The sequence below is a fragment of the Exilispira thermophila genome (assembly GCF_055389015.1).
In genome coordinates this window covers 1258752-1274962 of the sequence record NZ_AP042476.1, presented here as the reverse complement: position 1 = coordinate 1274962, position 16211 = coordinate 1258752, and the positions used below count along the sequence as shown (strand labels likewise).

The window sequence follows — 16211 nt, the reverse complement described above, 5'->3', positions numbered from 1 at the left end:
AGCCTATCTGATTTTAGATTTATTTTCAGTTTATTTAAAGCAGTTTCTTTATCCACGCCCTTATTAATTTTTAATACATCTTTTTAACTAAATTATTTTTTTATTTTTTTTATTTTTTTACTTTATTTACTTCTTTAATAACATATCTGTTTATATAATCTTTTAATTTAGAAGAATTTTCAGATATTTTGGTAAATATATATTTATAAATATTTTTAAAATATTTACAATCAGGAATTTTTGCATTAAAATTTTTATAAAAATGGTATTTATGAGAAGCACAAGCATTTTGACAAAAAGGGAAATATGCACAATTTTTGCAATCTTCAGGTAACTTAGCATTATTTAATTTATTAATAACTGGATTTAATTTTAATTCATGTAAAGAATTAATTTCTCTAAAATCTTTTAAACTTAATTCTTTATCATCTATGAACTCTTGACATGGATAAATTTTATGATCATAACCAAAGGCCAGTTGATTTTTTCCAGCACCACAAGGGAAAGTATAACACATAAATGCTTTACCTGGATATAAAACATTCATAAGTGCAAATCTAAAGTTCTCAAAAGGACTAATAAATGAAGTTTTTTCTAATTTATTTTCTAAAAAATCATCTATAATTTGTATATAATGTTTACCCAATTCATCATAAAAAAATTCAATATTTTGATTATTATTGGTAATATTTTCTTTTTTTTGTTTTCCTGCTGTATATATAGGATTCATTTTAAATCCTTTAATTATATCAGAATTTTTTAATATAAATTCATATAATTTTATATAATTTTTAGGATGATTTATTACACTTAAAATACCAACATTAATATTATTTTTTGATGCTTTTTTAATATTATTATAAACAATATTAAAGCTTCCTTTACCTACATAAAATGGTCTATTTTTATTTTGAATTTCTTCTGGTCCATCAAGACTTATGCTAAGAGATAAATTATTTAATTTTAAAAAATTTATAATTTTTGAATTTAATATTGTTCCATTTGTTTGTAATGGAAATCTTATTTCATATTCAGAATTTTTAAATTCTTCTTTAATATATTCTATACTTTTAAATACAAAATCTTGATTTAAAAAAATTTCTCCTGAATTAAATTCTATAGCAAAAATATTAGAAATAAGATCAAGAGAATTTTTTATAATATTAATGATTTTTTTTATATCAGAAAAAGTAAGAACTGAATTGTTATTTTTTTTTGAAATTTTTTTTGAATTAGCAAAACAATAAGTACAATTTAAATTGCAAATTTCACTAAAATGTAAAATAAAAAGAGAATATTTATCATTTCGATTATTAATAAAATTTTCAATTTTCCAATTATTATTAATACTTAAAAATCCTTCAGTAAATAATTGATAAATTTTTTCTTTTTTTATTTTATATTTACTATTGATAGAAGAAAAATCTATTTCTTTTCCTTTATTATCTTTTATAAAATCTATAATGTTCTTATCTTTTTCAATTACCCAGCTATTTGATTTATATGAGGAAAATAAACAATAATTATTATTTAAATAATCATAATTAATATCTTCTGATAGTAATATCTTTGTATTATCTTCAATATACATATTTTTCATGAATTTTTTCCTCCTTATATAATATTTTAAAAATAAATATAATTTTAACAATTTAATAATATTATGGTTAATAAACATAGTATATATTTAATATATAAAATAAAAATCTTTTTGACTTTTAAAAGACATAATAAATAATTTTTATTTTATTAAATTTATATAGTAATATTAATTAAGATAGTTGTATCTTAAGGAAATTAATAAGGATTTTGCTTTTATATCAAATATCTCTTTATATAAATATCAAAGATCTTCAATTTTTTATACTGTGAAAATTTTAATTATTTTTTTTTTTTTTCAATAACTTTTTTGAAATTTTTTAAAAAAATTTAACTTTTACCTATTAAGTTAGTTAATTATTAAAAATAATTGTCTCTTAATGATTTTTGATTTAAAAAAAATTTATAATGATTATGTTTTCAAATAAAATTGATTTTATTATATTATAAATGGATTATTAATGTATGATTTTAAAAAATAAAATATAATTATTGAAACTAATAAAAAATGAAAAAACTAAATAAAGAAAAGAATAAAAAAAATTTTAAAAAAATATTAATTTCCAGAGTAAATATACTTCATATTATATTTATTATACTTTTTTTAATTTTATCCCTTGTTTTTCTTACTTTTCAAACAGAATCATTTTCAGCTAATTTATCTATTTTTGTGCAGAAAAAATTTTTAAATTCATTAAAAGAGAATGTAATAAAAAATAAAATAAAAATAGAGGATGTTAAAGATTATTTTGTAAAAACTTATTATTATCCTGAAAAGAATTATGAAAATGCTAATATCCCTTTTAATGTGAAGGTTTTGAAAAAAAATGGTTTTGCTCTTGTTTTATCAGGTGGTGGTGCAAGGGGAGTTGCACATGTGGGTGTTATTAAAGTATTAGAGCAACTTGGTTTAAAACCAAAATTTGTAGTTGGAACTTCAGCAGGTTCTCTTGTTGGTTCAATGTATACTCAAGGTTATACAGCTGATACAATACATAAAATAATTCAAGATGAACAAAAAAATTTTGAAAAACTAACATCCCTTTCAAATTTAATCCCAAAAGAACGAACTGAATTGCTAAAATCAATACTTGAAAAATATATGAAAGTAGAAGATATATCTGAGACAAAAATTCCATTTTATGTTAACGCTGTTGATATCAGGGGTTGCAAACAAATTGTTTTTGATAAAGGTGATATAATTAAATTGGTTTTAGCATCAGCTGCTATCCCTTTAGTTTTTGAACCAATAGAATATAAAAATTATATTCTGGTTGATGGAGGGGTTTATGATAGCTTTGCAATAAATTATGCTAGAAAAATAAATAAAGAAAAATATAATAATAAACTAGCCATACTTGTAGTTGATGTTTCAGCAGCAACTGATATCTCTTCATCAGTTAGAAAGTCATTTTTCCTTTTGCATTTATCTAAAGAAATTGCCGATCATTTTAAGCATTTAGGAAAAACCAAACTTTATGTAAAAGATAAAAATGATATATTTCCATTTTTAAATAATGTACTTTATATGTTAAAAATTAGAAAAGGTTTAGCTTTTAATCCAAACCACAATGAATATATAATTACTCCGTTACTTGAGAGTATGAGTGTTTTTGCATTTAATAGATTGGAATTTGCATATAAGATGGGGTATAAAACAACTGCTTATGTTTTAGAATTAACTTCTGAATATCCAATTCCCCAATATAAAAAAGAGTATCCAGTTTTCAAAAAAGCTACTGAAAGTTCAAAATAATTATTAAGTCATTTTATTATTTTATTGGTTTTATTATTTTATTGATGTTTATTAACTTATGTAAAACCCTTTTTAATAAATATTTTGTAGTAATTAAATTACTGTTTTTTAAGTGAGATGTAATTTAGAAATTAAATATTATTTAAAATTTAAAATTTTTTATTATTTGATATCGCATTTAAAAGTTAAATATTATTTATAAGTACAATATTATTTAAAAGTTAGATATTATATAAAAAGGAATAAATAAAAAGGAAATATTATATAAAAGTAAAAAGTTCTTTAAAAGTTTGAGAAAAAAATTTAAATTTTATAAATTATATTTTAAAACTATTTATTAGTATGTCAGGAAATAGGTAAAAGATATTTGTATTAAATTCTTTTTTGCTATATGTTAATATATTAAAAAGGGTAAATAGATTTTTAATATTTGAAGTATTGAAATCAAAAATCTCTTCACTTTCAATATTTTCATGATAATTTAATTTTAATACTTTATCAAAAAATGTTTCTTTAATTTTAGGATAAATTTCTAATCTAACTGAATTAAAATTGTTTTTAGTTTTAATATAATCAATAGCAGAATAAATATCGCCAATTTCATCTACAATTCCTATTTCTATTCCATCAAATCCGTTCCAGATTCTACCTTTAGCAATTTTATCAATTTCCTCAAAACTTTTGTTTCTATTTTTAGCAACTTTATTTACAAAAAGTCTATAAAAATTTTCAATGTTTTGATCAATCATTTCTTTTTCTTCATCTGTTCTTTCTTTATAAGGAGAATATAGATCAGCATTTTTACCTTCTTTAAGTATTGAATTAGTAATACCGAATTTCTCAGAAAATTCTTTTAAATAAAATAACATATTAATTACACCAATTGAACCAGTTATAGTAGTAGTTTGTGAAAAAATTTTTTCAGCAGGAAATGAAAGATAATAACCTCCTGAAGCAGCAACACCAGATTGTACTACAACTAAAGTTTTTTCCTTTTTAAGTTTAAGTAAACGTTCAGCAATTGCATCAGAAGCTAATGCTGAACCGCCTGGTGAGTTAATTTTTAATATCACACCTTTTATACTTTTGTCTTTATTTATTTTTTCAATTTGTTTAATAAAATAATCATCTCCAATAGAGTTTCCCAATAATAAATTTTTTGAATTTTTGCCATCTTTAATAGCACCATCAAATATTAAAAGAGCAATTTTTTTACCTTTTCCAAAATAATCTTTATGAATATGAATTTTATATTCTTTTATTTTCTTCTCTTTAAACTCATCTATTATTTGATTAAGGTTTGCTATATATGTTATAAGATTTAATTTTTTAGCATTATCAGGATAAATAATTCTTCCTTCGATTTCATTATTAAATACTTTTTGTGAAATATTAAAGTTTTGTATAATTGTGTCTTTAAAAACTTCATAGACCTGTTTCAAAATTTTACCATATGCTTCTTTTTGTGCATCATCAATTTTATCAAGTCTAAATCTATCTGCTGCACCTTTATATTTGCCTCTTCTATAAACTTCAACTCTAATTTTTTGCTTATCTAATAACCTTTTATAAAATGTAAATTCATATTTAAATCCTAGAAAACTAACATATCCACCTTCAGGGATAATTCTTTTATCACATATGCTTGATAAAAAAAGAGCTTTTTCATCATATGTTTTAGAGAAAAAATAAAGTTCTTTTCCAGAATCTTTAAGTCTTTTAATTATCTTGTATATTTGCTCAATTTGACCGGGGAAAGCAGAAAAAGATTGGTCATAAACAAATAAAACTTTTTTTACTTTTTTTAAATCTTTAATTTTTTCAATTTTTAGTAAAAATTTGTCCATTAAAAATTGACCACCACTATCAAGAACTGGGGTTTTTTTAAATATATTTCCTGTTTCCAGACAATTACCTTTAAAATCAATTTTACAATACATAGCAATCTCCAAAGAATTTTTTTAGTGTAATTCTATTTGTAGAGTTACATTGTTAATAAAATTATATTAGAAACTTAAAAAATCTATATTAAAAACATAATAGATGTTTAATAGAATTATAGTTTAATAAAATTATAATAGTAAATATATTAAAAAAGGTAAATAAATTAAAAACAATAATAAATTAATAAAAGTATATATTATATATTATTAAAAAAGTTATCTTGATTTGGTTACACCAACTCTTTTACAAAATTTATTTATTTTACATTTGGAGCAAAATGGTGAAATTGGTTTACAAACATTTTGCCCCCATGCTACAAGATATTGATTGTATTTTTCCCAATATTTAGTTGGTAATATCTGTCTTAAAGCCATTTCAGTTTCAAAAGGATTTTTTGTTTTAATAATTCCAAGTCTATTAGAAATTCTATGTACATGAGTATCAACACACATTCCTTCTTTTTTAAATCCTACTGCTAATACAAGATTTGCAGTTTTTCTCCCAACACCAGGTAATTCAAGTAATTTTTCCATGGTATCAGGAACCTCACCATTATATTTTTCAATTAAAATTTTACAGATTTGTTTTAACCTTTTAGCTTTTGTTTTATAAAACCCAACTGGATAAATTAATTCTTCAAGCTTTTTATCATCAATATTTAAAATGTCTTCAGGCTTTTTAGCTACTTTATAAAGTTTTTTAAAAGCTAATGCAGTTGTTTCATCTTTTGTTCTTAAAGAAAGCAATGTTGATACTAAAATTGCAAATGGGTCATTATAATGAATTTCAACAAGGGAAACAACAGGAATTGTGTATTTTGAGGTTTCAACTTCAAGTATTGACATTAAATTATCAAAAAAAGGTAAGGCTTCTTTTTTTGTTATTAATAAAGTATTTTTATTATTCTGTGCCATATAACCTATCACCAAAATCTCCGAGTCCTGGTAAAATATATTTTTTATCATTTAATTTTTTGTCAATTGATGCAGTGTAAATCATAACATCTGGATGGTCTTCATTTATTTTTTTAATACCTTCAGGAGCACTTACAATTGTTAAAAGAATAATTTTTCTGGGTTCATATTTTTTTATTTTTTCAATTGCAGTTGAAGCTGAACCACCTGTTGCAAGCATAGGATCTGTTACAAAAACTGTCTTATTTTTTATATCAGGAAATTTTAAATAATAATGATGTGGTTTTGCAGTTTCTTCATCTCTTTGAATTCCAATGTATCCAACTTTAACATTTGGAAATAAATCCATTAAAGGTTCTATCATTCCAATACCAGCTCTTAAGATGGGGATAACAATTATCTTTTCATTAATAATCTTTCCTTTTGTTTTTTCTAAAGGTGTTTCAATATCAATTAATTTAGTTTTAAGGTCAAATGAAGCTTCTAAAGCAAGTAATGATGATATTTTTTTTGTTAAAGTCCTGAATAAAGGTGGTTTTGTTGTTTTATCTCTAAGATGAGTAAGATAATGTTCAGAAAGAGGATGTTTTAAAACTATGATATTTTTAAGATTATATTTTGAAATAATGTTTTCCATAAAAAATCCTTTTGTTTTAAAATTTTAAATAAATTATTTTTTTGCTTTAAATAAAAATAAAATTATTTTATTTTTTTACAATTATTTTTTACAGTTGAGTATTTTTGTTTTTTTATAAATACTTTTAGATTAATTAAATTTAGGTATATAAAAAAAATTAAAATTTTTATTGATATAATTTTAACAATATGGTTAATAAAATATGAGGTGATATTAATGAAAATGAATAAAATAAAGTTTGCATTAGTATCTTTTCTTTTGTTTTTAATTATCCCAACATTTCTTTCTTTAGATACAGTTTCAATTTCTGAAAATGTTTTAAACGATGAAGTACTATCAAAAATAATATCAGTTGAGGCTTTACATTTTACATCCTGCTATAAACAGGGGTTTGATACATCCTGTGGTATAGCATGCGTTGCAACATTTTTAAAATATTTCTATAACATTTCTCTTGATGAGAAAAAATTAATTGAACAATTTTTTAAAAAACTTTATAAGAAAAAAGATTATACAATATCTTTTTTTGATATAACAATGATACTTGAGGATTATGGTTTTAAGATAAAAGGGGTAAAGATAAAGTCAATTGAACTTCAAAAATATTCAAAGTATGCCCCAATAATACTTCATTTTAATAAACCAGAAAAGCATTTTACAATATTTTCAGGATTTTATGGACAATATTTTTTTTTAGTTGATCCATCTATAGGTATTCATTTTATGAATAGCTATGATTTTAACTCTAAATTTTCAGGATATGCACTTTTTGTATATGGGAGGGGTGAGATTAAAAATTATGGATTAATATATAAGATAAATAATGAATTAAAAAATAAAATAAATCATCTTTTACTTTTATCAAAGCAAAAGTATTAGAGATAAAAAAAGAAAAATATTGAAAGTATAAAAAAATATCAAAAACATAAAATAAAAAATATTAAGAAATATTAAAAGTATAAATGCAAAAAACATTAAAAGTATAAAAGTAAACAATATTAAAAATAATAAAAAAATAGAAAAAGTAATAAAGAAAATAAAAAAAAAAATAATAAAAAAATAAAAATATAGAAAACAAATTAAAAATAAAGTTTTTGTTAAATCAAATAATTTAATTTAATAATGATTAAATGAAAATAAATAAAAGAAAATATAAAAGTAAATAAAATAATAAAGGATTAGTATGATTAGAAAAAATTTTATTAAAATTATTTTTAAAAATATTTTAAACAAAAGAATATTAAAAAACCTAATTTTAGTTATACTTACTTTATTTATATTATCTTCACTTCTTTCTAAGAAAATTTTAGCTGAAGAATTCAAGAGGGTTAAAAGAGAGACTTATCCATATAGTATTACATTTTCTTTTTCAATATCCTGCCTTTCCTCATCTTCATCTGTTTCATATAACATTAATCCATCAATTTATGCTACAATTTCACCAATAAAAAATATTGATCTTTTTTTTCAAATACCTTTGCATTATTCATATAACAAAACATATAATGTTGATCTTATAAAAGAGGAAGTTTCAAAAGAAGAAAGTTATCTATTATCATTAACAAATATTACTGCTGGATTTCAATGGACATTTTATACAAGATTTATAAATGACATATTTTTTTATATAAGTTGTCCTGCAGGAATATATCCTGCCTTTTACAAAAGAAGTAGTATTGATGTAGATTTAATAGAACCAGAGATATCGGTAAGCTGTGGATATAGATTAAGTTTAATAGCAGATCCTCTTCTATTTTCTATTACACCCAAATTTACTGGATATTATATATTTCCTGAATTAATAAAAAGTAAAGATAAATGGAGCCAACAATATTCAATATCAACTAAAATAAATCTAACAGTAGTTTTAAATTCAATAATATCAACCTCATTTTCATTAACCTCATCATTTATATTTCCAAAAATAAAAGAATTTGAAGGATGGGGTGAGTATGAGTTATATAAGATGAAGTTCAGGGCAGAGCTTGGACTTGGGATAAGGATAAGTGAAGATATAAGTATTGGTTTATCTATGGACACTAATTTAGAAGGATATTTAATTCCTGAATATAATATTAATGTGACAATAAAGGGGTAAATGATATTTATTTAATTTCTGGTGAAAAAAGAATTAAAATAAAATGATAAATAAGATAAAATAATAAATAAAAATTAATGAGTATAAAAAAATAAAATAAAAATTAAAAGAAAGGAGGTTGAAGTTATGAGGGTAGGATAATGAATTTTATTTGAAATTATTAAAAAAATAGGAAAGTGGGGGTAATTAAAAAATCCAAAAAAATAAAGGAGTTGTATTTATGAGAAAAAATTTTATTATTTTATTAGTTTTGTTCGTTTTATTTACATTACCTGTATTTGCTTCATCAAAAAATATTGATTTTACACAAAAGTTAGATTTAATAAAACAAATAGAAAAGACACAAATTCAGAGTGATGATAATAATATGTTTTCAGAACTTCAAGAGATTAGTAAGGAAGAGATGAAAGAGATTAAAGGGGAGAGAATTACTGATGGTGTATCACCAGATTCACATGGTGATAAACATTCAGGTAATGAATTATATCTAAACAAAGTTACCCATTATTATCTATATCTTAAAAGGCGATACAATACTTTATTTATGAAATATTTAGTTTATCTTGAAGCTAAGCATGTATCAGAAAAAGTTATTGAAAAATTCAAGAAGGAACTAGGAGAGTTATGGGAACAAATGCAACTTTTAAGAGAAGCAAGAAGATTTACAAAGGAAAAGATGATGGAAGATCCATATTAATTGTTTAATTTTATTTAAAAATATATATTTGTAGATAAAAAAAGAGACTATTCCTTAAATTTAGGAATAGTCTCTTGATATTTTTATGATAAAAATTAATAAGAATAATAAAAAATATTAATATAATAGAAAAATTAATAAAATAAGTTAATTATATGTATTTCGTGTATTATTATAACATAAAAATTCTTTTTATAGGTTGTTTTATTAATTATAAAATAGATAATAAATCTTTATTATGAAACAATATTCTTTTACTTTTGCTAAAAAATATATACAAATGCAAGAAAATTATAATTATATTAGATTGAATAGTTTTTTTAATATATTATACGAGGATAATAAATGAAAAGATTAAAAGAATTTTATACTTTAATTATATTTATAATTATTATATTTATTTTTACTTACTTAAACCCTTATGATAATTTTTATAAAATTGGTAAATATTTCTTTTTATATTATGTATTTGTTTTTATATTATTACATTTTCTATTATCTATTAATAATATAACAATAAATATTATTTTCACTATTTTAATATCAATATTTTATCTGTTCTATATAAAAATTTTACATAATAACGGTGTAAAAATTAATTTTAATAATAAAATATTAAATTTTTTTATTGATCTATATCCAATTACCTATTTTTGCTTAATATATCCAATTATTTTCAGTATTTTAAATAAAATATTTTTAAAAATTAAAATAAAAAATATAATCCTAAAATTAATATTTAATTTTTTTGTTTTTATAGTTCTTTATGTATTTATATGGATTTTTGATACACTTATTTTTTATTCTGATAAAGAAGTTTTAATGGATATAATTTTTGAAGAATTATTATTTATATATTCAATATATTTGCTGTATAATAAAAATCAAATTTATCTTTTTGGATATACAAAAAAATTTTTTTCAAAAATTAATAGAAGATCATCTAAATATTATAATTCATCAAGACTTACAACAATATTAATAATTTTAAATATTTTAATTTACATTTTTGTTTTTTTTAAATATTATTATTTTTCAAATTCTTCTATTTTTAAACATATGGATTTTAAAAATATTTTGTTTTACCAAAAAAATGGAATTATGATATTTTTTTTACTTTTAATTAATATGCTTTTAGCTGAAGGATTAGAAGAGATCTATTTTAGATACTATTTATATAAAGATTTAAAATATCTTGAAAATTATTATGATAGTTATTTTTTTTATAGAAATAAAATAATAATTATATCTCTATTTTTTGCTCTTATGCATCTTATAAATTTAGATATAAAAGAGAGTTTTATTGTTCTAAATATTATAATTATTATATTATCTCATTTCTTTTCAAGTTTAATTCTTTTTTATTTTAAACAAAGAATGATTAGTTTAAAAGGACCTTTATTAATTCATAATTTGTTAAATATTATTTTATTAATTTTTACTAAAAACCCAATAACCATTTTATTTAAATAATTTGTTCAAAATATAGAAAATAATGAAGTTGACATTATTGTAAATAATAGAGAAATAAGTGATGAATGGTTGGCAGAGATTAAAGGTAATCTTAATGCTGCAAGTGCTGGAGTAGGTAGGGTTGGTGGTAAAGCTAAATATCATAAGGGAAAAAAGAACGTAAGGTAGGGTATAGAAACTGGAATAGGCGCAAAGGGACCTTATATAAAACATATAAATATTTATAGTAGAAAAGTATTACATGAAACAAAGGAAAATAAATATTTTGTTTATTATTACATTTATATTATTGAAACCTATTGTGGAACTATAACAACTACTTTAAAAGTAAGAAGAGTAAAAAAAGATAGCTAAAATAAATAGAAGTTGGGATTGTCTCAAAACTTGGAGACGACCTCTTTTTTTTCTAAAGGGAAAAGAGCAAACAATTAAAAAAAAGTATTAAGAAATTAAAACAGGATTACATACCAGGATTAGAAAGATATGAAGAACAGGAAAAGAAATTTAAAGGACATAATAGTTATTATAAGACAGATGAAGAAGCTACATTTATGAGGATGAAAGAAGATGCAATGTTAAATGGTCAATTAAAAGCAGGCTATAATGTACAGATAGGCACACAAAATCAATTTATATTGTGGTATAGTATCCATCAAGACAGATCAGATACAAACACATTAATTCCTCATTTAGAAAGTTTAATATTAAAGACAGGGAGAAAACCAACAAATTTAATAACTGATGCAGGATATGGTTCTACTTATAATTATTTATATTTAAAAAGGAGAGGAATAAATAATTATGTTAAATATTCAGGATATTTTAAAGAAAGTAAAAGAAGTTTTAAAAAGGATAAATTAAACAGACAGAATTGGAAATATGATGAGTCAAAAGATTGTTTTATATGTGCAAATGGGAAAGAATTAAAATATGTTTATACTGCAAGATCTACAAAAAGGAAGAAATTAGAATTATACAAAGTATATTCAACAAATGGATGTAAAGGTTGTATTTATCAGGATAGGTGTAGTAAAGGAAAACCTTACAAGAATATATGGGTAAATCCAGTATTTTTAAAATTAAAATCAGAAGTTAAATCGAATTTATCAACATTAATGGGACAGGAGTTATCATTTAGAAGGAAGATAGAAGTTGAGACCGTATTTGGAGATATTAAACACAATATGGGATTCAGGAGATTTATGTTAAGAGGAATAAATAATGTAAAAATAGAATGGGGATTAATAAGTATAGCACATAATATTAGAAAGTTGTTTAAACTAAATAAAGGAAAAATTTTACCTTATTTTTTATATTTATTAAATAATTCATTTGAAAATTCTTTTATTTTTTCCTTTAATTTATAAATTTTTATATTTTTATTTTTTTTTAAAAAAAAGGACTGCCTTAAGATCTAAGACAGCCCCTCTTGATATTTTTATGATAAAAATTAATAAGAATAATAAAAAATATTAATATAATAGAAAAATTAAGGTTCAATTTCAAAATGAGTGGATAAAAAAAAGTTTAAAAAAAATAATTTCTCCCCATACTAAAAAAAAATAGTACAGGGAGAAAAAAAATGATACTAGAAAAAATTATAACAGTTTTATTTAAAATTCAAGGATTTTTATTTGACAATATAAAATTAATTGAAGATAAAATTATTATTGAAGTTAATCATAAAAATAAACCTATTTGTCCAGTATGTGGAATAGAATGTAGTATTTATGATTCTAAATATAGAGAAATTAAAATAGGATTTTTGTTGGGAAGAATTATTTATTTAAAATTTAAATTAAGAAGAGTAAACTGTAAAAAATGTAACAAAGTATTAACTGAAAAACTTGACTTTACTGATCCTAAAAAAACTTATTCAATATATTTAGGGGAAGAAATATTAAGATATAGCAAAAAGTTAGATAACAAATCAATATCACAAATAACAGGTATATCAGAATCAAGTATTTATAGGATTGATAAAAATATGCTAACTAAGAAATTTGAAACACATATTTCTAAATTGCCACAAGTAAATAAAATGAGTATAGATGAAGTATCATATAAAAGAGGGCATAAATATTTTACAGTATTTATAGATAATGAAAGGTCAAAAGTTATCTGGTTAGAAAAAGGAAGAAAACACAGTGATTGTATTAGAGGATTAGAAAGTTTAAGTAAAAGAATTGAAAACCTTCAAGTAGTAACAATGGATTTATGGAAACCTTATGAAAGTGCAATAAATAATTATTTTAATGGGAAAGTTAGTATAGTATTTGATAAATTTCATATATCAAGGTTATTAAATAAAGCAATAGAAGAAGAAAGAAGAACCTATCAAAAACAATTATCATTTAAAGAAGGGTTATTTATTAAAAAGCATATGAGATGGATAATATTAAAAAGATATTCAAAATTAGACTTAAATGGCAAGCAATACATAGAAAAATTAAAGAGATTAAATAAACCATTATATGAAATATATCTTATGAAAGAGGATTTTTTATCTATATTTGGCAGGATATATACATTAAAAGAAGCTTTAAAGATGCTATTAAACTGGTTGAATATGGTATTATCAAGTGAATATAAATATTTAAAAAGATTTGCAAAGAAGATAGAAAAGAGAATAGATAAATTATTAAATTGGTTTAAATATCCAATATCAAATAGTAAAGCAGAAGGGTTAAATAATGTAATAAAAACATTACTAAAAATAGGATATGGTTATAAAGATAAGGATTATCTTAAATTAAAAATATTACAAATTGCAGGTGATTTATAATAACTATCCATACATTATGAAAGAGAACCATATTTAATAAAATAAGTTAATTATATGTATTTCGTATATTATTACAATATAAAAATCCTTTTTATGGGTTGTTTTATTAATTATAAAATAGCTAATAAAGCTTTATTACGAAACAATATTCTTTTACTTTTGCTAAAAAATATTATGCTTGATATATCTAAAAAATATATAAAAATGCCAGAAAATTATAATTATATTAGATTAAATAGTTTTTTTTAATGTATTATATGAGGATAATAAATGAAAAAATTAAAAGAATTTTATACTTTAATTATATTTATAATTATTATATTTATTTTTACTTACTTAAACCCTTATGATAATTTTTATAAAATTGGTAAATATTTCTTTTTATATTATGTATTTGTTTTTGTATTATTACATTTTCTATTATCTATTAATAATATAACAATAAATATTATTTTCACTATTTTAATATCAATATTTTATCTATTCTATATAAAAATTTTACATAATAATGGTGTAAAAATTAATTTTAATAATAAACTATTAAATTTTTTTGTTGCTCTATATCCAATTACCTATTTTTGCTTAATATATCCAATTATTTTCAGTATTTTAAATAAAATATTTTTAAAAATTAGAATAAAAAATATAATCCTAAAATTAATATTTAATTTCTTTGTTTTTATAGTTCTTTATGTATATATATGGATTTTTGATTCACTTATTTTTTATTCAGATAAAGAAGTTTTAATGGGTGCAATTTTTGAAGAAATATTATTTATATATTCAATATATTTGTTGTATAATAAAAATCAAATTTATCTTTTTGGATATTCAAAAAAATTTTTTTCAAGAATTAATAAAAGATCATCTAAATATTATAATTCATCAAAACTTACAATGATATTAATATTTTTAAATATTTTAATTTACATTTTTGTTTTTTTTAAATATTATTATTTTTCAAATTCTTCTATTTTTAAACATATGGATTTTAAAAATATTTTGTTTTACCAAAAAAATGGGATTATAATGTTTTTTTTCCTTTTAATTAATATGCTTTTAGCTGAAGGATTAGAAGAGATTTATTTTAGATACTATTTATATAAAGATTTAAAGTATCTTGAAAATTATTATGATAGCTATTTTTTTTATAGAAATAAAATCATAATTATATCTCTATTTTTTGCTCTTATGCATCTTATAAATTTAGATATAAAAGATGGTTTTATTGTTATAATTATTATAATATTAGATCACTTCTTTTCAAGTTTAATTCTTTTTTATTTTAAACAAAGAATGATTAGTTTAAAAGGACCTTTATTAGTTCATAATTTGTTAAATATTATTTTATTAATTTTTACTAAAAACCCAATAACCATTTTATTTAAATAATTTGTTCAAAATATAGAAAATAATGAAGTTGAAATTATTTTAAAGAATAGTGAAATAAGTGATGAAGAGTTGGCAGAGATTAAAGGTAATCTTAATGCTGCAAGTGCTGGAGTAGGTAGGGTTGGTGGTAAAGCTAAATATCATAAGGGAAAAAAGAATGTAAGGTGGGGCGTAGAAACAGGAATAGGTGAAAAGGGACCTTATGTAAAACATATAAATATTTATAGTAGAAAAGTATTACATGAAACAAAGGAAGATAAATATTTTGTTTATTATTACATTTGTATTATTGAAATCTATCGTGGAACTATAACAACTACTTTAAAAGTAAGAAGAGTAAAAAAAGATAGCTAAAATAAATAGAAGATGAGGCTGTCTCAAAACTCAGGGGCAATCTCTTTTTTTTTTATAATTTATTTGATATATTTGAATTATGAAAAAGAGAAGAACAAAAGTACATAACAAGGTAGTATTTAAAAGATATATCCAGGATGAAACAAAGGGTAAAGAGCAAATAATTAAAAAAAAGTATTAAGAAATTAAAACAGGATTACATACCAGGATTAGAAAGATATGAAGAACAGCAAAAGAAATTTAAAGGACATAATAGTTATTGTAAGACAGATGAAGAAAATGCAATGTTAAATGGTCAATTAAAAGCAGGTTATAACATTTCAAAGACAGGTAGAAAACCAACAAATTTAATAGCTGATGCAGGGTATGGCTCTACTTATAATTATTTATGTTTAAAATGGAGAGAAATAAATAATGTAAAAATAGAATTGGGATTAATAAGTATAGCACATAATATTAGAAAGTTGTTTAAACTAAATAAAGGAAAAATTTTACCTTATTTTTTATATTTATTAAATAATTCTTTTAAAAATTCTCATGGTTGGTGCAGTTAATAATAAAA

The 16211-nt window shown here is 20.9% G+C and carries 14 protein-coding genes; 10 read left to right on the top strand and 4 right to left on the bottom strand.

Annotated features, from left to right (window positions below; translation table 11 throughout):
- Positions 1-109: 109 nt before the first annotated feature.
- A complete protein-coding gene (locus tag ACZ5EC_RS05460; protein ID WP_464303946.1) occupies positions 110-1600 on the bottom strand; it encodes a radical SAM protein in 1491 nt (496 codons plus the stop codon).
- 507 nt (positions 1601-2107) lie between these two features.
- Between ACZ5EC_RS05460 and ACZ5EC_RS05455 the strand changes: the two genes are divergently transcribed.
- Complete coding sequence (locus tag ACZ5EC_RS05455; RefSeq protein WP_464303945.1) at positions 2108-3355, top strand: patatin-like phospholipase family protein; 1248 nt, start codon at positions 2108-2110, stop codon at positions 3353-3355.
- A gap of 317 nt (positions 3356-3672) precedes the next feature.
- On the opposite strand, the gene sppA is transcribed toward ACZ5EC_RS05455, so the two are convergent.
- The 3 genes from sppA to upp form a co-directional block, all read right to left on the bottom strand.
- Entirely contained in the window at positions 3673-5295 is a 1623-nt protein-coding gene (gene sppA / locus ACZ5EC_RS05450) for a signal peptide peptidase SppA (protein WP_464303944.1), read from the bottom strand.
- A 219-nt stretch (positions 5296-5514) separates the two neighbouring features.
- Complete coding sequence (locus ACZ5EC_RS05445; RefSeq protein WP_464303943.1) at positions 5515-6213, bottom strand: endonuclease III domain-containing protein; 699 nt, start codon at positions 6211-6213, stop codon at positions 5515-5517.
- A complete protein-coding gene (upp, locus tag ACZ5EC_RS05440) occupies positions 6200-6850 on the bottom strand; it encodes a uracil phosphoribosyltransferase (RefSeq protein WP_464303942.1) in 651 nt (216 codons plus the stop codon). Before upp ends, ACZ5EC_RS05445 begins: the two co-directional genes overlap by 14 nt.
- 216 nt (positions 6851-7066) lie before the next feature.
- On the opposite strand from upp, the gene ACZ5EC_RS05435 reads away from it, so the two are divergent.
- The 9 genes from ACZ5EC_RS05435 to ACZ5EC_RS05395 all read left to right on the top strand — a co-directional run bounded on the left by ACZ5EC_RS05435 (position 7067) and on the right by ACZ5EC_RS05395 (position 16203).
- A complete protein-coding gene (locus tag ACZ5EC_RS05435; RefSeq protein ID WP_464303941.1) occupies positions 7067-7729 on the top strand; it encodes a C39 family peptidase in 663 nt (220 codons plus the stop codon).
- A gap of 304 nt (positions 7730-8033) precedes the next feature.
- On the top strand, positions 8034-8948 hold the full coding sequence (locus tag ACZ5EC_RS05430; RefSeq protein WP_464303940.1) for a hypothetical protein: 915 nt from the start codon (positions 8034-8036) through the stop codon (positions 8946-8948).
- Positions 8949-9168: 220 nt separating this feature from the next.
- A complete protein-coding gene (locus tag ACZ5EC_RS05425; RefSeq protein ID WP_464303939.1) occupies positions 9169-9645 on the top strand; it encodes a hypothetical protein in 477 nt (158 codons plus the stop codon).
- An 822-nt stretch (positions 9646-10467) separates the two neighbouring features.
- Positions 10468-11118: a CPBP family glutamic-type intramembrane protease gene (locus ACZ5EC_RS05420; protein ID WP_464303938.1), complete on the top strand. Its 651-nt coding sequence runs from the start codon at positions 10468-10470 to the stop codon at positions 11116-11118.
- Positions 11119-11669: 551 nt separating this feature from the next.
- Positions 11670-12485 carry a transposase gene (locus ACZ5EC_RS05415; protein ID WP_464303937.1) on the top strand — a complete coding sequence of 272 codons (816 nt, stop codon included), beginning with the start codon at positions 11670-11672 and terminating at the stop codon, positions 12483-12485.
- Positions 12486-12700: 215 nt separating this feature from the next.
- On the top strand, positions 12701-13903 hold the full coding sequence (locus ACZ5EC_RS05410; protein ID WP_464303936.1) for an ISL3 family transposase: 1203 nt from the start codon (positions 12701-12703) through the stop codon (positions 13901-13903).
- Between the two features lie 270 nt (positions 13904-14173).
- Positions 14174-15295, top strand: coding sequence for a CPBP family glutamic-type intramembrane protease (locus tag ACZ5EC_RS05405; protein ID WP_464303935.1), 1122 nt, complete (start codon positions 14174-14176; stop codon positions 15293-15295).
- A gap of 69 nt (positions 15296-15364) precedes the next feature.
- Positions 15365-15649 (top strand): hypothetical protein, encoded by a 285-nt coding sequence (locus tag ACZ5EC_RS05400; protein WP_464303934.1) that lies wholly within the window; start codon positions 15365-15367, stop codon positions 15647-15649.
- Between the two features lie 284 nt (positions 15650-15933).
- Positions 15934-16203 carry a hypothetical protein gene (locus tag ACZ5EC_RS05395; protein ID WP_464303933.1) on the top strand — a complete coding sequence of 90 codons (270 nt, stop codon included), beginning with the start codon at positions 15934-15936 and terminating at the stop codon, positions 16201-16203.
- The last annotated feature ends 8 nt before the right edge of the window (positions 16204-16211 follow it).